At 68.2% G+C, this 18,100-nt stretch carries 17 protein-coding genes and 1 pseudogene; 10 read left to right on the top strand and 8 right to left on the bottom strand.

The window, feature by feature from the left end:
- The first annotated feature begins 72 nt into the window (after window positions 1-72).
- Entirely contained in the window at window positions 73-1,482 is a 1,410-nt protein-coding gene (locus QSJ59_RS17065) for an amidase (protein WP_285760561.1), read from the top strand.
- Window positions 1,483-1,765: 283 nt separating this feature from the next.
- On the opposite strand, the gene QSJ59_RS17060 is transcribed toward QSJ59_RS17065, so the two are convergent.
- The 3 genes and pseudogenes from QSJ59_RS17060 to QSJ59_RS17055 all read right to left on the bottom strand — a co-directional run bounded on the left by QSJ59_RS17060 (window position 1,766) and on the right by QSJ59_RS17055 (window position 4,016).
- On the bottom strand, window positions 1,766-2,095 hold the full coding sequence (locus QSJ59_RS17060) for a hypothetical protein (RefSeq protein ID WP_285760560.1): 330 nt from the start codon (window positions 2,093-2,095) through the stop codon (window positions 1,766-1,768).
- A 57-nt stretch (window positions 2,096-2,152) separates the two neighbouring features.
- Window positions 2,153-2,347, bottom strand: a pseudogene (locus tag QSJ59_RS24390) (TetR family transcriptional regulator); the annotation flags it as partial.
- A gap of 97 nt (window positions 2,348-2,444) precedes the next feature.
- Window positions 2,445-4,016, bottom strand: coding sequence for an MFS transporter (locus QSJ59_RS17055; protein WP_285760559.1), 1,572 nt, complete (start codon window positions 4,014-4,016; stop codon window positions 2,445-2,447).
- 101 nt (window positions 4,017-4,117) lie between these two features.
- On the opposite strand from QSJ59_RS17055, the gene QSJ59_RS17050 reads away from it, so the two are divergent.
- The 3 genes from QSJ59_RS17050 (at window position 4,118) to QSJ59_RS24385 (ending at window position 8,364) form a co-directional block, all read left to right on the top strand.
- Window positions 4,118-6,991, top strand: coding sequence for an AfsR/SARP family transcriptional regulator (locus tag QSJ59_RS17050; protein WP_285760558.1), 2,874 nt, complete (start codon window positions 4,118-4,120; stop codon window positions 6,989-6,991).
- Window positions 6,992-7,109: 118 nt separating this feature from the next.
- The gene (locus QSJ59_RS17045) at window positions 7,110-7,706 is read left to right on the top strand and encodes a TetR/AcrR family transcriptional regulator (protein ID WP_285760557.1); all 597 of its coding nucleotides are present in this window, start codon (window positions 7,110-7,112) and stop codon (window positions 7,704-7,706) included.
- A gap of 361 nt (window positions 7,707-8,067) precedes the next feature.
- Complete coding sequence (locus QSJ59_RS24385) at window positions 8,068-8,364, top strand: hypothetical protein (RefSeq protein ID WP_432707495.1); 297 nt, start codon at window positions 8,068-8,070, stop codon at window positions 8,362-8,364.
- Between the two features lie 90 nt (window positions 8,365-8,454).
- On the opposite strand, the gene QSJ59_RS17035 is transcribed toward QSJ59_RS24385, so the two are convergent.
- Window positions 8,455-9,135 (bottom strand): DJ-1/PfpI family protein, encoded by a 681-nt coding sequence (locus QSJ59_RS17035; RefSeq protein ID WP_285760556.1) that lies wholly within the window; start codon window positions 9,133-9,135, stop codon window positions 8,455-8,457.
- Between the two features lie 98 nt (window positions 9,136-9,233).
- Between QSJ59_RS17035 and QSJ59_RS17030 the strand changes: the two genes are divergently transcribed.
- On the top strand, window positions 9,234-10,202 hold the full coding sequence (locus QSJ59_RS17030; protein ID WP_285760555.1) for a GlxA family transcriptional regulator: 969 nt from the start codon (window positions 9,234-9,236) through the stop codon (window positions 10,200-10,202).
- Between the two features lie 135 nt (window positions 10,203-10,337).
- On the opposite strand, the gene QSJ59_RS17025 is transcribed toward QSJ59_RS17030, so the two are convergent.
- Complete coding sequence (locus tag QSJ59_RS17025; protein ID WP_285760554.1) at window positions 10,338-10,934, bottom strand: TetR/AcrR family transcriptional regulator; 597 nt, start codon at window positions 10,932-10,934, stop codon at window positions 10,338-10,340.
- Window positions 10,935-10,984: 50 nt separating this feature from the next.
- On the opposite strand from QSJ59_RS17025, the gene QSJ59_RS17020 reads away from it, so the two are divergent.
- Window positions 10,985-11,707, top strand: a complete 723-nt coding sequence (locus tag QSJ59_RS17020; RefSeq protein ID WP_285760553.1) for a CPBP family intramembrane glutamic endopeptidase — start codon at window positions 10,985-10,987, stop codon at window positions 11,705-11,707.
- A gap of 205 nt (window positions 11,708-11,912) precedes the next feature.
- Here QSJ59_RS17020 and QSJ59_RS17015 read toward each other — a convergent pair whose 3' ends face one another.
- Entirely contained in the window at window positions 11,913-12,917 is a 1,005-nt protein-coding gene (locus tag QSJ59_RS17015; protein WP_285760552.1) for a helix-turn-helix transcriptional regulator, read from the bottom strand.
- Between the two features lie 61 nt (window positions 12,918-12,978).
- Between QSJ59_RS17015 and QSJ59_RS17010 the strand changes: the two genes are divergently transcribed.
- The gene (locus QSJ59_RS17010; RefSeq protein ID WP_285760551.1) at window positions 12,979-13,596 is read left to right on the top strand and encodes a DinB family protein; all 618 of its coding nucleotides are present in this window, start codon (window positions 12,979-12,981) and stop codon (window positions 13,594-13,596) included.
- A 105-nt stretch (window positions 13,597-13,701) separates the two neighbouring features.
- The gene (locus tag QSJ59_RS17005) at window positions 13,702-14,115 is read left to right on the top strand and encodes a DUF1761 domain-containing protein (RefSeq protein ID WP_285760550.1); all 414 of its coding nucleotides are present in this window, start codon (window positions 13,702-13,704) and stop codon (window positions 14,113-14,115) included.
- A 234-nt stretch (window positions 14,116-14,349) separates the two neighbouring features.
- Here the strand turns inward: QSJ59_RS17005 and QSJ59_RS17000 are convergent, their stop codons facing one another.
- A complete protein-coding gene (locus QSJ59_RS17000) occupies window positions 14,350-14,985 on the bottom strand; it encodes a TetR/AcrR family transcriptional regulator (protein ID WP_285760549.1) in 636 nt (211 codons plus the stop codon).
- Between the two features lie 141 nt (window positions 14,986-15,126).
- Here QSJ59_RS17000 and QSJ59_RS16995 point away from each other — a divergent pair, with 141 nt between their 5' ends.
- Entirely contained in the window at window positions 15,127-16,332 is a 1,206-nt protein-coding gene (locus QSJ59_RS16995; RefSeq protein ID WP_285760548.1) for a cytochrome P450, read from the top strand.
- A 48-nt stretch (window positions 16,333-16,380) separates the two neighbouring features.
- Complete coding sequence (locus tag QSJ59_RS16990; RefSeq protein ID WP_285760547.1) at window positions 16,381-16,581, top strand: ferredoxin; 201 nt, start codon at window positions 16,381-16,383, stop codon at window positions 16,579-16,581.
- A gap of 106 nt (window positions 16,582-16,687) precedes the next feature.
- Here the strand turns inward: QSJ59_RS16990 and QSJ59_RS16985 are convergent, their stop codons facing one another.
- Complete coding sequence (locus QSJ59_RS16985) at window positions 16,688-18,091, bottom strand: NAD(P)/FAD-dependent oxidoreductase (RefSeq protein WP_285760546.1); 1,404 nt, start codon at window positions 18,089-18,091, stop codon at window positions 16,688-16,690.
- Between the last annotated feature and the right edge of the window lie 9 nt (window positions 18,092-18,100).

Genomic DNA, 18,100 nt, shown 5'->3' with positions numbered 1-18,100 from the left:
TACCCGTGCCCGCCACTCGGCAACCCGAGACTTTCCGTTCGGCCAGTACTCATCTCATGGAAAAGGGGACCGATGAACGAGCCGTCCACACCTGTCACCGCGCTCCAAATTCGATCACACGTCGCAGACAATCCCGGGGCCGCAGAAAAACTGGTCGCCGAGCGATTCCAATTGATCCGTGACGTCGAACCCAGAATCAACGCCATGGCCTCCTTGCGTGAAGACGCGGCGAGGGCCGACGCTCAGCGCGTGGACTCGACCCCCCGACTAAGGGGCGAATCGCTGGCAGGCGTCCCGGTCGTCGTGAAAGACGTCCATGAAGTCGCAGGGCTTCCCTTCTCCAACGGGTCGGGTGCCATCACAGAATATGTTCCTGATTTCGATACCGAAGCCGTGAGACGTCTGAAGGAGGCGGGAGCCGTCATCCTCGGCGGGACCGTGATGCCGGAATTCGGGCTTCGCGCGACGACCGAGAACGCGCGGCACGGTGCGACGTGCAACCCCTGGAACCTGGAATTTGGCCCCGGGGGTTCAAGCGGTGGGGCGGCCGCGGCGGTTGCCGCCGGTCTGGCTCCTCTGGCCCTTGCCGCTGACGGCGGTGGTTCCGGACGTGCCCCTGCCGCCGCGTGCGGGATCGTCGGAATCAAGCCGACCCGTGGACGGATCCCGTGGGGGCCCAGCGCATTCGAGCATTGGGCCGGCCTTGCGATCAGCAGCCCCATGGCACGAACCGTACGGGATGCCGCCCTCATGCTCGACGTGGTCTCGGGGCCGATGACCGGGGACCCCTACGGTCTGCCATTGCAGAAGGCTGGTTTCTTCCTGAACGCCTGCGACCGGGCCCCTGAACAGCTCAGGATCGCGTGGACGCTCGCTCCGCCGCACGGAGAGATGGACGCCGGAATCGCGGAGAGCGTTCGTCATGCTTTGACCGTTTTCGATAAGCTTCCCCATTCGCTCTCCGAGGACACCCCCGAGCTGAAGGGGATGTTGGATTCGTTTCTTGCGATCATGGCCGGCAACGTGGCAGCCCTGGTGGAGAGTATTCCCGTAGGAGAACTGGGCAAGGTGGAGCCGACCTCGCTGGATATCGCAAGGCACGGCGAGCGGATGACCGCTGGCGATTACTGCGCTGCCGTGAGCTCCTGCCGCGTTCTCTCCGCTCGTGTACTCGGGTTCTGGGACCGCTACGACGTGCTGGTCACCCCGACGACGACTCGGCCGCCCTACAAAACAGGGGAGGGGCCGAAGGGGGATCGATTCGCGGAGCGATGGCGAGAGTACGCCGACATGCTGGCATTCGGTTACCCCTTCAACATGACGGGCCAACCGGCGATCAGTATCCCCTGCGGGGTCAGTGAGCACGGGGTCCCGGTCGGTATGCAACTCGTCGGTCGTCCGGGCGCCGAAGACGTGCTCCTGTCGTTGGCAGCCCAGATCGAAGAGCTTCGTCCCTGGGACGGTGCTCCGCCGGTCGTATAGACGAGCGGGTGCCTGCCGGATCGTCGTTCGACGCCGGCCCACGGGTGGCCCACGCCGCGGACTCGGTGTCGCTCCTGGCGGGCTCCTGCAACAACGAGAGCCCCGAGAAGGTGACTCGAACCCGTGCTGTTCATCGGTCGCGGGCTTGTTCGGGCCCCGACCGTCGGTGTCGTGCGGCGCGCGTCGTGTTGGCCCCGGTGGCACGGCGCAGTCCTGACAACTCCTTCGAGCCCTGCCTCTGTGCCGTCGTTTTTGTGACAGTGCAGAGGCAGGGCTTCGTTCCTCACCGTCTACGGCCCTGCGGATCGAGGATCTGCTTGATTCTGGCGCGGACGTCGTATGCGGTGAGTCGTTCCGAACCGGTCAGGGCGCGGAAGCGGATCCCTTCGACCTCATCGGCAGCGCGTTGAGCGGCCCACGGTTCCACCGCCATTTCGTCCAAGGTGGTGAACAGCAGCCGACGCCAGCCGGTGCCCGGGGGGCGGCCCAGGTTCGTGTACCGGACCGCGAGAAGCGCGAATTCGTATTCCACCAGGGCGCGCCGGCGGCCATGGGACGAGGCGTCCGCGACCAACGCCGCGAGTATCCCCAACCGGTCCGGTTCTTCCAGCACCAACTCACTCGTTTTGGCGTCGGATTGGGTCGCTGCGTACCGCAAAAGGGCTTTGAGTAGCATCGTTCGGTCAGGGAAGTGGTAGCTGACTGCACCGGGGGAGACCCCGCTCTCGCGCGCGACCGAACGGTGTCCGACCTCGGTCACTCCTGACCTTTCGGCCACGCGCAGGGCGGCCGAGAGCAGTTTTTCCCGACGCCGGAGCCCGCGCGAGAGGCGCCCGTCATTGCGATCGCCGAAGTCACCAGACATTGATCGCCTCCAGACATCTTCTGTTCTCTCTGTTGCACCCACTGAAGGGCGACCGCTCCCGATCTGTTGAGAGCGGGAGCGGTCGCCCTGCTGTTCCTCACCCCGAAGGGTGCGCCGGCAATTGTTCCGCGTTGCTCGGCTCCGCGTCTTCCGGCGTGTCCCCGGTGGCCTTGATATGCCTCAGCGTCACTGCGGTCAGGACCGCCAGGGCCAGAATCGTCACCGCACCGACGACGCCGGCGGTGTTCAATCCCGATATGAAGGCGTCCTTGGCCTGTTCCACGACCTCTGCCGGAACCCGGTCGGCAACCGAAGTCGCACCGGACAGGCTGTTCTCGACCGAATCGACAGCATCGGAGGGAAGGTCGGCGGAGTACTCGACAGCCTGCATGCGGTTCCGGTAGACCGCGGCAGCCATGCTGCCCACGAGCGCGATGCCGGCGGCCAGCCCCAGTTCCTGCACGGTCTCCGACATCGCCGATGCCGACCCCGCTTTCTCCGGTGGTGCCGCTCCGACGACCAGATCCGTTCCCAGAGCGGCGATCGCTCCCAGCCCCAGATAGACCAGGGAGAAACCGAGTACGACGAGGACCAGTCCGTCGGAGCTTCCGACGAGGCCGAGGAGGACGTATCCCACGGCGGAAAGCGTGAGTACGCCCGCCACGACGTATCCCGCGCGGATACGTCGTGCGATCAGCGGCGCGATGATCGCCGAGAGCATCATCATCAACGCCGGCGGGCCGTACCACAGGCCGGCCACCAGGGGGGAGAGCCCTTCCACCAACTGCAGGTACTGCGTCACCAACAGCATGGTCCCGCCGACGCCGACCAGCCCGACGAGCATCATGCCCAGCGCCACGCTGAATGCCCGGTTGCGGAACAGGCTCACGTCCAGCAAGGGGCTGGCCAGAAGCCGTTGACGTTGGACGAACACGACCGTGAAGACAAGGCCCGAGACGACGGCCGCGATCACGCCGACGGTTAGCCCGTCCTTCGCGAACTGTTTGATGCCGTATACGACCGGAAGGATGGCAGCCAGCGAAAGAACCACACTGAGCAGATCGAGCCTGCCGCTCTCCGGGTCCCGGTACTCGGGGAGCAGGAAAGGCGCGGCCAGCAGCATGATCCCGATCATGGGGATCGCCAACAAGAACGCGGCACCCCACCAGAAGTGCTCCAACAGCACTCCTCCGACCAGGGGCCCGGCAGCCATCCCGCCGGCGAAGAACGTCGCCCACAATCCGATCGCGAGGGCACGCTGTTGAGCATTGTGGAACATGTTGCTGATCAGTGCCAGTGTCGACGGCATGAGAGTGGCGCCGGCGATCCCCAACGCCGCGCGGGCGGCGATCAGCATTTCCGCGCTGGTGGAATAGGCGGCAGCCAGTGAGGCAGCGACAAAAGCGATGCCGCCTATCATGAGGAGCCGGCGACGGCCGATCCGGTCCCCGAGGGTCCCCATCGTTATGAGGAAACCGGCGATCAAGAACCCGTAGGCGTCCACGATCCACAGTTCCTGGGTTCCGCTCGGACGCAGGTCGACCGCCAGCGAGGGCAACGCCAAGTGCAGGACGGTGACGTCCAGGCCCAACAGAACGGTGGGCAGTGCCAGGACGGCAAGTCCTCCCCACTCCGCCGGGCCGGCCCTGCGGTCACTTGTCCGGGGCATGGAAGCTCCTCTTCTTCATAGGTGGAAGAGGCTTCATCGTCCTCGACCGTGCGCACGGTCCGCGCACGAAATACTGGGGGCTCTGCCGGTAGGATTCAGCTATGCGTTACGGGGTGCTCGGCCCGCTGGCTGCCTGGGACACCAGCGGAAGACAGGTAAAGATCCCCGAAGCGAAGGTACGGGCAATCCTGGCGAACCTCTTGGTCCACCAAGGAGGTCCGATATCCGCCGATCGGCTCATCGACGACCTCTGGGGGGACGCACCGCCCGGTCGTCCCCTCAACACACTGCAGACCAAGATCTCCCAGTTGCGACGTGCGCTCGGCCCGGACCAGGTGGTCCGTCAGCCGGCGGGCTATCAGTTGAACCTGGACGGGGACGGCCTCGACGCGTACTCGTTCCAGCAGCTGACCGAACTGGCGGCCCGCACCGGCAACCCGCGCAGCCGGGTGAAAGTGTTGACCGACGCCTTGGCATTGTGGCGGGGGCCCGCTTACGCCGACGTCGCCGACGCCGCGTTCGCCGGCGCGGAGATCACCCGTCTCGAAGAGTTGCGGTTGGCCGCCCTCGAACATCGGGCCGCGGCGCGCCTTGAGCTCGGCGAGCACAGCGCGACCATCGCCGAGCTCGGTGAATTGGTGAAGCTGAATCCGTTGCGCGAGCAGCTTCGTGCGCTCCACATGCTCGCCCTCTACAAGGCCGGGCGTCAGGGGGAGGCGCTGGACTCCTTCCACGACCTCCGGACCAAGCTCGGCGAGGAATTGGGGGTCGACCCGGGGCCGGCACTGAGCGGGCTTCACACGTCGATCCTGCGTCAGGAGCCGAGCCTGGTGGCCGAGGTGCCCGCGGTCCCGTACCGGACCAACCTGCCGAGTCCGGCCACCCCACTGATCGGGAGGGAGAAGGAAGTCGACAGCGTCCGCAGGGCGCTGTCGGCCGGCCAAGGGGGTCGGTTGGTGACGTTGACCGGTCCGGGGGGCGTCGGGAAGACCCGGCTCGCGATCTCGGCGGCCAGGACGCTGACCGAAGAGTTTCCCGACGGAGTTTGGCTCGTGGAGTTTGCCGGCCTGGACCGCCATGCCTCGGCAGGAGACGTCGCGGAACGGATCATCACGACACTGGGCCTCTGCGACACGGCGGCCGAATCCGACCCCGTCGACCTGGTGAACTGGCTTTGTGTCGCCATCGCCGACAAACGTCTCCTGATTCTTCTGGACAACTGCGAACATGTGGTCGAACCGGTCTCCGTCGTGGCCACGGAACTGCTTGCCGCCGCTGCGGTGACGCACACCTTGGTGACCACTCAGGAGGCACTCGACGTTCCTGGTGAAACGGTCTGCCCTGTGGCGCCGTTGGCCCTGCCGAAGCTCCCCACCGTCCCTTCGGTCAGGATCGCCGAAGAGATCGGCCGTTCCAGCGCCGTCCAGCTGTTCGTGGAGCGCGCCGCTGCGGCGGTGCCCGGTTTTGCCATCACTCCTGACAACGCGTCGTTCATCGCCTCGATTTGCAGGCGGCTCGACGGCATACCGCTTGCCCTGGAACTGGTGGCCACCCGCCTTCGCGTGCTCAGCCCCGAACAGATCACCGAAGGGCTGGACGACCGGTTCGCGCTTCCCACCGGTCCGGGGCGCGGGCGCCCCACGCGGCAGCAGACACTGCGAGCGATGATCGGTTGGAGCTGGGAGCTCCTGTCCGATTCGGAACGGGCGGTGCTGCGCCGTCTGGCGGTGAGCGCGGACGGCAGCACACTCGTCGGCGCGCGTACGGTGTGCGCCGACCGCTCCGTCCCCGAACGCGATGTCCTGGACGTGCTCTCGCGCCTGGTCGACCGATCGCTCGTGGTCCGGGACGGTGAACGGTTCCGTCTGCTGGAGTCGGTCGCGGCCTACTGCATGGAGCAGCTGGCGGAATCGGGAGAACTGGCCGAGGTCCGGCTCAAATTCGTGCGCTTCCACGTGGCACAGGCCGAGACGGCGGAAAGAAATTTGCGCGGTCCCGACCAGGGCCGGTTCCTCGAACTGCTGGATACCGAGACGGTCAACATGCGAAGGGCGCTGGAGCTCGCGGTACGACACGGTGAGGCGGCTCTCGCGCTGCGACTGGTGAACGCATTGGCCTGGTACTGGCTGCTCCGCAGCAGGCTGACCGAGGCGCGCAGGTCTTTCCGGGCGGCACTTGAGGTGGAAGGCAGCGCCGAGGGAAGCCGGGAGATCGCCGAGGCATGGTTGGCGGGCATGGAGGGAAAACCGGCCCGGATCCGCATCGAGGATCTCGTGCTCAGCTCACGCCTTCATTGGTTCGTGGGGGCTTCCCTCTACCGGGTCGGACGCCATCAGGAGGGACGGGCCCTGATAGAGGAGGCGTTGGTCGCCGCGCGTTCGCATTCCGACTGGTGGGGGGAAGCCGCGGCCCTCGCAGAACGGGCCGACCACAGCTTTGACGGCAAAGATTTTCTTTCGGCGCGCAGCGATGCCGAAAGGAGTGCGATGCTGTTCGCCCAATTGGGTGACCGTTGGGGGCACCTGCGTGCGGGACGGTCGCTGGCCCGTGTGGCAGAGACCGACGGGAACCACGCAGAGGTGACCGGGCTTCTCAGCGAATGCCTGCGGGCGGCTGAAGGCCTCGGCCTGTGGGTCGAAGCCGTCGAAACCTTGTTCCGCATCGGTCGTGCCTTTTATGTCCACGGTGATCTTGCCGCGGCCGGGAGAATGTATGAAAGAGCTCTCCAGGTGGCTTCAGAGCGTTCCTACACACGCGGTGAGGTCGAGGCCGACACCTGGTTGGCCAAGGTCGCCCTGTGCGGCGGAGACACCGGCGCCGCCGAGTTCCATCTCCGTCGTGCGGTGGAGCGCGGTCAGTCGCACGGGTTTGCCGTAGGCGGGGAAGAGACGTTTCCGGGCATCGGCAGAAAAGCCTACGAAACGTCTCCACCGGGAAAGACACTGCCTGGAATGCCTGTGCAGGGACGTTCGTGACGCTTTCCTGAGCTCTGCCGGGATGCCCGTTCGGTTTGGGGCCCGGGGCCGGCGCTGCTTCGTCAAACCCGGTACCGCGTGGTTTGCCCGCCGACGCCGGACGCGCATACTGGCCCGGGTGAGTAGCTTTCAGGCCCGACCCGTAGGAGGAGAACTGGACGAGTCCACAACGGATGGGCGAAGGCTCAAGGGCCTGAGGCGTAGACACGCGCTCATCGAGGCGACCTTGCGGGTTATCGAACGGGATGGGGTGGCGGGTGTCAGCCACCGGAAGGTGGCCCGTGAGGCGGGAATGCCCACGTCCGCATCGACCTACCATTTCACCAGCCTGGGAGAGTTGCTGACCGCAGCATTGACCAGTGTCATGGAAGAGGACTCGGCGCGTATGCGCAGGCTGTCTTCCGGAGGTGATCGACGACGTGATCTGGCGGTCCTGCTCTCGCAGGTCGTGGCTGATCCAGGGCGTCTGCTGGCTGAATACGAGTTGTTTCTCCTGGCGGCAAGGCGCCCCCATCTGCGATCGGCGACCGACGGATGGCTCGGTGCGGTCAAGGCATTCGCAAATTGCTATACCGACGATCCGGTGCGAGTACGGGTGGTCGCAGGTGCGATCGACGGATTGCTGCTGCACACCTTGCTCACGGACGACAAACCGAGTGCTGAGGAGTTCGAGGGCTTTCTCACCGACCTTCTCCCGTCTCCTGGCAGGTCGTGAGCTCTACCGACTTCTGTGGAGCCCGTTGGTGGTGCGGCAGGATCGGGGACGACCGGTGCCCCGGCTGTCCTTGCGGAGTGCGCCCGCGGCCCGGTGCGGGGCGGCGCCCTTCGGATATCGGTTTACCCGGCTGAGCCGGAGCGGTTGAGGAGGACGGCCCTGTCGGTTCTGCTCGATCCGCCTGCAAGAACATTGAGCACCACGGCTCCGGTCCGGGTCGGCAGACGGCCCCGCGGTCGACCTAGCGCGGTGGGTGTCGCCGAGGCGCGCTAGGGCCTGTTTGGGAATGTGTTGGCCTGGGACGAAGCGCATCAAAACAGTAACGGCGGGCGCGTCGCCCCACACATAAGCGAAGCCTTCGGTGGACGAGTCAACGACGAAGAAGACCAAGCCCACCGAAGGCTTCGCTGTGACCCTACCCGGCCCCGGACGCGGTGACCTCACCGACATCCAATGGGCACTGCTCGAACCGCTCCTGCCCACCCCGACCACCGGCCGCCCGCCCGGGTTGGACAGGGGCGATTATCGGGCCCGGCACGCGGTGGAGTGTGGGATCAACCGGCTCAAACGTAATCGGGCGGTGGCCACGCGCTATGACAAGCTCGCGCTTCGCCACGAGGCCACCCGCCACGTCGCTGCCATCAACGAATGGCTCTAACTATCCAAACAGGCCCTAGTCGGCTTGGTCCAACAGAGGCCGGCCGACTCGACGGTCTCGTGGGTAGAGGCGGCGCGGTGTATCCGGTGTTCAGTCCGCCAGCCGTGCCAATAGTTCGGGGTGGTCGGCCAGGGAGGACCGCACCAGTTCCTGGGTCAGCCGTGCGAAGGAGGGACGATCCACCGTCGACCAGTCGATTCCGCCCAGGGGTGGTTCAGGGTCATATTCGATCACCAGTTGGGCGTTGCGCGCGGCCTGCTCGCCGGCGAACAGGTGCACCAGTTGCAGCGCCATGTCGATGCCCGCCGATACCCCGGCCGCGGTGAGCACGTTGCCGTCACGGACCCAGCGCTCGTCCACCGGATGCGCACCGAACTTGGGCAACAGGTCCCGAAAACCCCAGTGGGTGGTGGCTCTGCGGCCCTGGAGCAGACCGGCCGCACCCAGGATCAACGAACCGGTGCACACCGAGGCCATCACCTCGGCCGTGGTCGAGGCCTGGCGGAGCCACGCGAGCAGCGACTCGTCCGCGCAGGCTTTGAAGGTTCCCCCCATGCCGCCGGGCACGATGACGATGTCGGGTGCGCTGACCTCGTCGAAAGTGGCCGTCGCGGACAGGTGCAGCGGAGCGTCGCTGGGCTGGGGAGCCAGGTCGTGGGCGAGGACCACTGACCGGAATTCGGGCCCCACGGCTGTGGTCACGGTGAGCGGGCCCACCAGGTCCAGGGCGGTGAGGCCGGGGTAGAGCACGAAGGCGATGGTTTTGGTCATGGCTCTACTGTGGGCGCCGGCCCGCAGCCGGGCGAGACTTCCATCCAAGTAGGTCCGAATTGCTGGGAAACCTGTCATTCGGACCTAGAGTTGGATTCATGGACGTGCGTCGGGTGGTGGTCGTCGGGTACGAACAGGCGGAGTTGTTGGACATCGCCTGTGTGACTTCCACGCTGCAGACGGCCAACCTGATGGGGACCCGGGTCCCCTACGAAGTGGTCCTGGCCACGCCGGGCGGGCACCCGATCACCTCCTCCTCGGGACTGGTGCTCCAGGGACAGGCCGTGCTGGAGCGGACCGTGGGCCCTCTCGACACCGTCCTGGTCTCGGGTGGGTTCGGCTCTGAGCGGGCCGCTGCCGACACGCACGTCGTCGCGCACGTGCGTCGGCTGGCGCGCGAGAGCCATCGGGTGGCCTCGGTGTGTACGGGGGCCGCCATCCTGGCCGCTGCCGGACTGCTCGACGGCAAACGCGCCACCACCCACTGGTTCGCGGCGCAGCGGTTGGCGGCCCGATACCCACGGGTCGAGGTGGACCCCACGCCGATCTATGTCAGGGACGGCAAGGTGTCCACCTCGGCGGGGGTCACCACCGCCCTGGACCTGACGTTGGCCTTCGTCGAGGACGACCACGGGGCGGATGTTGCCCGATCGGTGGCGCGGGCCCTGGTGACCTACCTCCAACGCCCCGGCAACCAGGCGCAGATGAGCGTGTACGTCGCCGGCCCGCCGCCCGAGCACGTCCTGGTCCGGCAGGTGGCGGACTACGTCACCGCCACCCTGGCCGGGGACCTGCGTACGAGCGTCCTGGCCGAACGGGCGGGCGTGAGCGAACGACATCTGACCAGGCTGTGCGTGGAGCACCTGGGGCGCACACCGGGCCGGTTCGTGCGCGAAGCGCGAGTCGAGGCGGCCGCGCGCCTGCTCGTGTCGTCCCGTCTGCCGTTGGCGGGGGTCGCGAAACGATGCGGGTTCGGGTCGGTGGAGACGCTGCGGCAGGCGTTCACGGCCCGGTTCGGGGTGGCGCCCTCCAGGTATCGGTCGACCCAGCTGCGCCGGAGTGGTTGAGGAGGGTGGTCCCGGCGATTCTGTTCGATCCGCCTGTACGAACAGCGGGCACCACAGCTCCGGGGCGGGCCGGCGGGCGGCCCGGGAGCGGTCTGGCGCGTGGGGTGCCGCCGGGACCGACAGGGGTTCGGCTGTTCAGTCGGTTCTGGCCGGAGAGCCGAGCAAAGCCCGAACGGCGTCTGCGAGACCGCCCGCCTCGACGGTGATCGTCTCGGCCGCGCTCTGCGCTGCGCCGTCGAAGAGCCACCGGACCCAGACGGCGAGCCGGTCGACGGGAACGTCGTCACGGATCGTGCCGTGCTCTTGGGCGATGGCCAGGTTCCGGGTGATGAACTCCGACGTCGCCCTGGCCTCGTCGAGCAGTACGCCGGCGACTTCCGGTACCTGCTCCACTCCGGCGATGGCGTGCACGAACCCGCTGTAGGACGGGTCCGTCAGTTCGTTCTCGAACGCCTTGACGTAGGCCAGTATCGCGTCGACGCCCTTCTGCTGCTGTTCGATCAGTGCCAACTGCCGCACCGTCGCCTCCGCGCCTGAGGCGAGGAGGCCGATGAGCGCGTCGAGCTTGGTCGGAAAGTAGTGGAAGAACGTTCCCGACGAGATCCCCGCGCCGCGGCAGATGGACGCGGTGGTCGTGCGGTCGAAGCCAGACGCCGAGAACTGGCGGTGGGCCTCTTGGAGTATCGCGTTGCGCCGCTCGTGATAGCGGTGCTGGTCGACTGTTCGAGCCATGCCACGAGCATAGTGCATTATTAGATTTACTGCTCTAGAGTGACCAATCTATGAATGAGAATGCAGGCCCTTCGTCTTCCGGTACCGCGCGTCCCTCCGAGGGCGAGACCGCAGGCACGTCACGCACCGCGTGGCGATGGGCGGTCGTCCTCGGGGGGCTCGGTCTGGCCTATTCCCCGATGTGGCTGCCGCGGGTCCGTGAGGCGACGGGTATCGACATCGGGATAACAGGACCCGCTTCGTCGATCGTGTGGAACGCGCTGGCCGTAGCCCTGTTGATCGGTTACGTCCATGCCGTGGAACGACGCGGGCTCGATTCGGTCCGGCTCGTGCGCCCCTGTGGAACAGACCTGGAATGGGCGCTTGTCCTGTTCGGCTGCCACATGGGGTGGACCTGGATCGTGCACACGCTCTGGCCGCCTCCGACGGACACGGGAACGGCGACGATCACGGCGCTGCCGATCGTCGTCGTGTTCGCCGTCGTCGTCTCCGCTGCGGTCTTCGAAGAGATCCTCTACCGCGGGTACCCGATCGAACGGCTCACCGAACTCACCGGGCACCGCTGGATCGCGCTCGTATGCACCCTGCCGCTCTTCATCGTGCCCCACCTCTTCTTCTTCGGGCCGCAGTGGCTCCTTTACCACGGCAGCGGCACGCTCGCAATCTACGTACTCTTCCTGTGGCGACGCAACCTCGTCGCGTGCATGCTCCTGCACCTGGGCATCAATCTCCCGATCCTCATCCCCACGATCGCGGGCCACCTCGCCGAGTAGCGTCTGGTGGCCCGCAGCGGCAGGGGCGGTCCGACCGCGCGATCCTGCCGTTTTCCCTGACGGGTTCCGGAGCCCGGACCGCCCCGGGCGGCGGACGCTTCCATCCGGCCGGGCTCCGGCGGTCCCACCCCGCCCGAGCCGCCCGCGCGTGCACCGCCCGCAGGAAGCCACCCGCGACGAGGCGCGGTACCGGCGCGCGCCCGGCTCACGGGGCCGGGGGTGCTGCGCCGGTCGCGGCGTCGGTGTAGCGGCGGGCCAGGTGGGCGAAGGCCTCCCTGAGGTCGGCCGGTCCGACGACCTCGATGTCCGCGTCGAACCTGCCGATGGCGGCAGCCAGACTGGTCCACGACCACGAGCCCAGGCTGAGGCGGCAGCGGTGCGGACCGAGCTCCTCCACGACCCCGTCGTGGGTGTGGCGGGACACGGAGGCGGCGGGCAGGGCGAGGATCACCTCGCCGCGGCAGGGCCAGTCGCCCGAGCCGTCGGAGCCCCGGAACCTGTTGGTGATGAAGGCGGCCACCTCGCCCCCGGGCAGTTCGCGCGGGGTGAAGCGGGGACCGGCGGGGGTACGCGCAGTGATCCGGTCCGCCCGGAAAACGCGCCAGTCCCCACGGTCGAGGTCCCAGGCCACGAGATACCAGCGCCCGCCCCAGGTGACGAGGTGGTGGGGCTCCACCCGGCGAGGGGATGCGAGGGAGAGGCCGTCGCCGGCGGTCCCCGCCGGGAGGGCGTAGTCGAAGCGCAGCACCGTGCAGGCGTGGACGGCGGCGCCCAGCACCGTGAGCACGGTGCTGTCGACCGTGGAGCCCGTCCCGGTCGTGGGCCGTTCGACGGCGGTGACCTGGAGGGTGTCGATGCGACGGCGCAGCCGGGCGGGCATGACCTGCCGAACGGTGTTCAGCGCGCGCAGGGCTGCTTCCTCGATACCCGCGCCGGCGGTGACGGCGACCTGGAGGCCCACGGCGAGGGCGACGGCCTGCTCGTCGTCGAACAGCAGCGGCGGCAGCTCCGCGCCGGCGTCGAGCCGGTATCCGCCGTCGGGGCCCTTGGCGGCCGTTATGGGGTAGCCGAGTTCGCGCAACCGGTCGACGTCGCGGCGCACCGTGCGCGGACTGACGTCCAGCCGCTCGGCCAGCAGCGCCCCGGGCCAGTCCCGGCGCGCCTGGAGCAGCGAGAGCAACGAGAGGAGTCGCGCTGAAGTCTTCTGCATAATTCCATGGTGCCGGGAGAAGAGGACACATCCTGTCCGCTGCCGCTGCGATTGTTCTCGCATGTCAGACAACAAGAACGACCAGCAGGGCACGGTCACCGCGCCCGCCACGACCACGTCGGCTCCGGCCCTCGACGCGGAGCGGGCCGATCTGCTCGCCCAACTCGCGGCCGCGCGGTCGGCCCTGACCACCACGGCGCGCGGGCTCGGCGACGAACAGGCCGGTGAGCAACCCACGGTCAGCACACTGTGCCTGGGCGGGCTGATCAAACACGTGGCGTCCATGGAGGAGGGGTGGCTGCGCTTCGCGGTCGAGGGCCCGTCGGCCATGCGCTACGACCTGCCCGACGGGGTCACCTGGGCCGACCTCGAAGACGGCACCGCGCGCGAGTTCCCGCAGTGGGCGATCGACCACCAGAGCGACTTCCGGATGCAGCCGGGCGAAACGCTGGCCGGGATCATCGCGCACTACGAGCGGGTCGCCGCACGGAGCGAGGAGGTCATCGCCTCCGTGCCCGACCTATCGGCGACGCATCCGCTGCCGGAGGCGCCCTGGAACGCACCTGGGGCCGTATACAGCGTGCGTCGGGTGTTGCTGCACGTCATCGCCGAGACCGCCCAGCACGCCGGTCACGCGGACATCGTGCGGGAGACGCTCGACGGTCGGACGTCCACCTGAGCGCCGCCCGCCCCAGGGCCCGGGGGCGAGCAGCCGCCCGCCCCCGGGCCCCGCTGTGTCAGGCCGGTCGGTCGGTGACCACCGATCATTACTACGGAGACGAATATGTTCAATGTTGTGGGCGATGTGAACTGGATCGGCGTCCTGGTCGCCTTTCTCGCTTTTTCGGTGCTGGGCGCCCTGTGGTTCGCGCTCCTGTTCACCAAGGCGTACAACGTTTCGCTGGGGCGGGACGCGTCGGCCAAGCAGGAGGGGTCCGCGCTCTTCTATGCCGGGCCGCCGCTGGCCTCGCTGGTCATCACCATCACCAGCGCGGTCCTGATGGCGGCGCTGGGGGTCGACTCCTATCCGGACGCCCTGCTGTTCGGTCTGATCGTCGGAGCCGGATACCTGGTGGCCAACACGGTCACCATCGCGATCAACCCCAATTTCCCGCGGCCCCTGTTCTACTCGCTGATTTCCGGAGCGTACAACCTGCTCGGAAGCGTCCTGGTCAGCGCCGTCCTGGTGACTGTCTAGGTCGTTGCCGACGGTAAGGCACCCGACGGTTCGTCCCCGTGGGCGTCGAGGAGACCGGCCGGTCGACGGTGCTCGACCGCGCCGGCCTCGGCGGCCCGCCCCTCGCGGGAACGTTCGTGGGGGCCGGCGCCGCCGTGTTCTCGCCCCGGCCGTGTTCGCTGGTGGGCGGGCGGTGCTGCGGCCTGTGCCCAGGCGACGACGGGGCCACCGCCCCAGGACGGGAGGCGTCGGCCGTCAGTCGTGGAAGCGGAGGTCGCCGGGGGTGAGAGGGCGGCCGGGCAGGGGAGCGTCGGAATTTGCCCGCAACCCGTCCAGACTCAGGGCCAGAACCCTCTCGTACACCGTCGCCCCCAGCGCGCCGGAGGACGCCCGCATACCGGTGACCACGAGCGCGATGAGCATCAACACGTCCCCGGTGCCGACGTCGGAGCGCAGTGTCCCCTCGGCCTGTCCGACCCGGACCAGGCCGTCGAACACGGTCGTGAACTCCTCGGCCCTGGCGAGGGCGTGCGCATCGCCCTGGATGATCGCCCAGGCATCCGGTGAGAAGAGTGTCAGGCGCAGGGTGAACCACAGTTCGGGCAGGTCCTTAAGCACTCCCAGGAAAGCCTCCCAACCGCGGTCGCCCTCGGCCTCCGCCTCCCGGGCCCTGGAGAGCAGGACCGTGAAACTGTCCCGCGCGACCTCCCGGATCAGCGTGTCACGGTCGGGGAAGCGCCGGTAGAGGGTTCCGACGCCCACGCCGGCCCGGCGGGCGACCTCCTCCATCGGAACGTCCGGGCCGCGCTCCGCGAAGACCGTCTTGGCCGCGGCGATGATCTGGTCGCGGTTGCGTCTCGCGTCGGCCCGCAGCGTCTGCGGCTCCGCCATCGTGTCACTCCCCCTTCTTGTCGGGACGGACCCATTGTCCCACCGCCGGATGATGTGGACGAATCTCTTCCGCTTTGTTAGCGTCGGAAGGCAAGCGGAGGAAATCGTTCCAGATAAGAACCGCGCAAGGGGAGTCCAACCGTGCCCGCAGAACAGTCGCCCGCCCTGCCCATCGCCCGCACCTGTCCGTACGCCCCGCGAGACGAGCACGTCCGGCTCCGCGAAACCGACCCCGTCAGCAAGGTCACGCTGCCCACCGGCGCCGAGGTGTGGGTTGTCACCCGGCACGAGGACATCCGCGCCCTGCTGGCCGACACGCGCTTCAGCTCCGACCGGAGACGGCCCGGATTCCCGATGCTGGACAACGGGAGCGGAGCACCCACGGACGTCCTTCCCCCACTTCTGCTCACCATGGACCCGCCCGAGCACGGCCCGGCCCGCCGCGCGGTGCTCGGCGAGTTCACCGTCAAGCGGATGAACAAGCTCAAGCCGCGCATCCAGGAGATCGTGGACGAGCACATCGACCGGATGCTCGCCGGGCCGCGCCCGGTCGACCTGGTCCGGGCGTTGTCGCTGCCGGTTCCGTCCCTGGTGATCAGCGAACTCCTCGGGGTGCCCTACGACGACCACGCGTTCTTCCAGAGCAGGTCCGCCTCGCTCGTGAGCCGTACCGTGTCGCAGGAAGAGAAGCAGAAGGCCCTGTTCGATCTGGCCGGCTACCTGGACGAACTGCTGCGGGCCAAGGAGGAGGTCCCCACCGACGACCTCCTGGGGCGCCAGATCCTCCGCCAGCGCGAGGTGAACGGTGCCGTCGACCGCAAGGACCTGATGGGCCTGGCCTTCCTTCTCCTCATCGCGGGGCATGAGACCACGGCCAACATGATCTCGCTGACCATGCTGCAACTGGTCCGCGACCCCGGGGCCAGGGAGGCGCTGCGCCAGGACCCGGGCACGACCCTGCCCGCAGTCGAGGAACTGCTGCGGTACTTCACCATCGCCGAGCAGGCCCTCGCCCGGGTCGCCGTCGAAGACGTCGAACTGGGCGGACGGCTCATCAAGGCCGGGGACGGCGTCCTCGCCCTCGCCCACACGGCCAACCGCGACCCGCGGGTGTTCCCCGACCCCGACACGTTCGACGTCGGACGCGGGGCCCGCAACCATCTGGCGTTCGGCTACGGCCACCACCAGTGCCTCGGCCAGAACCTCGCCCGCCTGGAACTCCAGATCGTCATCGACACCCTGTTGCGCAAAATCCCCGACATCCGGCCCGCCGTGCCCGTCGACGAACTGTCGTTCAAGGACGACGCCATCATCTACGGCATCTACGAGTTCCCGGTCACCTGGTAGGGGTGCGCCCGCCGATACGACCAGCCGCGAGGAAGAAAGGACACGGGCATGAAGGTCCGCGTGGAAGAGGACAGGTGCTGCGGGGCCGGGCAGTGCGTACTGCTGGCGCCGCAGGTGTTCGACCAGCGTGATGACGACGGGATCGTGGTCCTGCTCGACGGGACACCGCCGGAGGCAGAACACGAGGCCGTCCGGGAGGCTGTCTCCGTGTGCCCGGCGGCGGCGATCCATGTCGACGGGGACGGATGAACGACCCCGTCGGACGTCCTGGCCGTAGGCGTCACCACCGCCTCCGGGGGACACCGGTCGCGGTCCCGTCGTCACCACGACGGGACCGCGACCGCGTACCAGGGCCCTAGCTGTCGAACCCCAGGCCGAGGCGATCCAGAAGACGCAACCACGGATTGCGCCGACCCTGGTTGCGGTCGGCGCGGTCCAGCGACCACCGCGTCAGCTGGATGCCGATGTAGCGGACCGGCTCGGGAGGGAAGGGAAGCGGACGGCGACGCACCATCTCCAGGCGGGTGCGTTCGGTGTCGGCGCCGGCCAGCAGGTCGAGCATGACCTCGGCGGCGAATCGGGTGGCCCCCACCCCCAAACCGGTGAATCCCTGCGCGTAGGCCACCCGGCCGCCGCGCGCGGTTCCGAAGAACGCGGTGAAGCGGGTGCAGGTGTCGATGGCGCCGCCCCAGGCATGGGTGAAACGCACGTCGGCCAGGGCCGGGAAGGTGTCGAGGAACTGCCCGGCCAGGCGCTCGAAGGTCGCGGAGCGGGTGTCGTGCTCGGACCGGATCCGACCCGCGTAGTGGTAGACGGCGTCGTAGCCGCCCCACAGGATGCGGTCGTCGGGGGTGCGCCGGAAATAGTGGAACTGGTTGCCGGCGTCGGTGAGGCCCTTGCGGGTGGGCCACCCCAGTTCGTCGAGGCGTTCGGCGCCGATGGGCTCGGTGACCAGGACGTAGTCGTAGACGGGCACGGTGGACAGCCGGGTGCGGCGCAGGAGCGGTCGGAAGCCGTTGGTGGCCAGGGCGACGCGCTGGGCGCCGACCCGTGCGGTGTCGGTGGCCAGGACGACGCCGCGCGCGGTGGCGGTCAGCCTGCGCACGGGCGTGTGCTCGAAGACGCGTACTCCCATCGCCAAGCAGGCGGCCTTGAGCCCCCAGGCGAGTCGGGCGGGGTCAAGGGTGGCGCAGCCTTCGGGGTCCAGGAGCCCGGCGAGGTAGCCGGGGGCGTCCACGGAGGTGCGCAGTTCGTCCCGGCTCAGAAGCTTCAGCGACCGGCCGTGCCGGTCCGCCAGGGCCACGGCTTCCTCGAACGCCCGTACCTGGTAGGGCTCGGTGGCCAGACTGATCTTGCCCTGGCGGTCGAAGGCGCAGTCGATGCCGTAACGGGTGAGGGCCGCCTCGATCTCGTCGAGGTTGCGCAGTCCCAGGCGTTCCAGCAGGGCCAGGTCGTCGGGCCAGCGCTGCGCACCGTTCTCCATGCCGTGGGTGAGGCTGGAGGCGCAGAAACCACCGTTGCGGCCCGAGGCCGCCCAGCCGGCGGTGCGGCCCTCCACGAGGACGACGTCGCGTGCTGGGTCCCGCTCTTTTGCCAGGAGCGCTGTCCACAGCCCGGCGTAGCCACCGCCCACGACGGCGAGGTCGCACACGGTGTCGGCGGCGAGTGCGGGTTCAGGTCCTGGGGCGTCGGGGGAGTCGAGCCAGAAGGGGGTGTGGCTGATGCCGGCCAGTGCTCGGGCCACGTCGGGGCGGGACATGGGATCTCC

It is taken from the genome of Nocardiopsis ansamitocini, from assembly GCF_030268225.1.
In the GTDB taxonomy this organism is placed as follows: Bacteria; Actinomycetota; Actinomycetes; order Streptosporangiales; family Streptosporangiaceae; genus Nocardiopsis_D; species Nocardiopsis_D ansamitocini.
The sequence above is the reverse complement of the archived record's forward strand: the minus strand, read 5'-3'. Positions and strand labels throughout refer to the sequence as shown.

Excerpts from the sequence above, each read along its gene's own strand:
- QSJ59_RS17065 (WP_285760561.1), top strand. The coding sequence starts at position 73 with ATGAACGAGCCGTCCACACCTGTCACCGCGCTCCAAATTCGATCACAC.
- QSJ59_RS17055 (WP_285760559.1), bottom strand. The coding sequence starts at position 4,016 with ATGCCCCGGACAAGTGACCGCAGGGCCGGCCCGGCGGAGTGGGGAGGA.
- QSJ59_RS17050 (WP_285760558.1), top strand. The coding sequence starts at position 4,118 with ATGCGTTACGGGGTGCTCGGCCCGCTGGCTGCCTGGGACACCAGCGGA.
- QSJ59_RS17035 (WP_285760556.1), bottom strand. The coding sequence starts at position 9,135 with ATGACCAAAACCATCGCCTTCGTGCTCTACCCCGGCCTCACCGCCCTG.
- QSJ59_RS17030 (WP_285760555.1), top strand. The coding sequence starts at position 9,234 with ATGGACGTGCGTCGGGTGGTGGTCGTCGGGTACGAACAGGCGGAGTTG.
- QSJ59_RS17025 (WP_285760554.1), bottom strand. The coding sequence starts at position 10,934 with ATGGCTCGAACAGTCGACCAGCACCGCTATCACGAGCGGCGCAACGCG.
- QSJ59_RS17020 (WP_285760553.1), top strand. The coding sequence starts at position 10,985 with ATGAATGAGAATGCAGGCCCTTCGTCTTCCGGTACCGCGCGTCCCTCC.
- QSJ59_RS17015 (WP_285760552.1), bottom strand. The coding sequence starts at position 12,917 with ATGCAGAAGACTTCAGCGCGACTCCTCTCGTTGCTCTCGCTGCTCCAG.
- QSJ59_RS17010 (WP_285760551.1), top strand. The coding sequence starts at position 12,979 with ATGTCAGACAACAAGAACGACCAGCAGGGCACGGTCACCGCGCCCGCC.
- QSJ59_RS17005 (WP_285760550.1), top strand. The coding sequence starts at position 13,702 with ATGTTCAATGTTGTGGGCGATGTGAACTGGATCGGCGTCCTGGTCGCC.
- QSJ59_RS17000 (WP_285760549.1), bottom strand. The coding sequence starts at position 14,985 with ATGGCGGAGCCGCAGACGCTGCGGGCCGACGCGAGACGCAACCGCGAC.
- QSJ59_RS16990 (WP_285760547.1), top strand. The coding sequence starts at position 16,381 with ATGAAGGTCCGCGTGGAAGAGGACAGGTGCTGCGGGGCCGGGCAGTGC.
- QSJ59_RS16985 (WP_285760546.1), bottom strand. The coding sequence starts at position 18,091 with ATGTCCCGCCCCGACGTGGCCCGAGCACTGGCCGGCATCAGCCACACC.